1 protein-coding gene is annotated in these 253 nt (G+C 56.5%); it reads left to right on the top strand.

Annotated features, from left to right (window positions below; translation table 11 throughout):
* On the top strand, window positions 1–253 hold a 253-nt coding region (locus tag MXD62_RS09150), incomplete at both ends, for an anthranilate phosphoribosyltransferase (protein WP_368862352.1).

Below are 253 nucleotides of genomic sequence, written 5' to 3' on the forward strand. Positions count from 1 at the left end.
GATCATGGACGGTAAAGCCACTCCTGCGCAAATTGGCGCGTTTCTCGCTTCCTTGCGTCTAAAGGGAGAGCAAACGGAGGAAATCATCGGATTCGCCCAAGCAATGCGGGAACGGGCAACCCGTGTTCCAATCAATGCAGACGGTGTGATTGATACGTGCGGAACGGGCGGAGACGGCAGCAACACCTTTAATATCTCTACGGCCGCTGCAATTGTTGCGGCGAGCGGCGGTGTTCGCATCGCGAAACACGGG

This window comes from Frankia sp. Mgl5, assembly GCF_023242985.1.
Lineage (GTDB): Bacteria > Actinomycetota > Actinomycetes > Frankiales > Frankiaceae > Parafrankia > Parafrankia soli.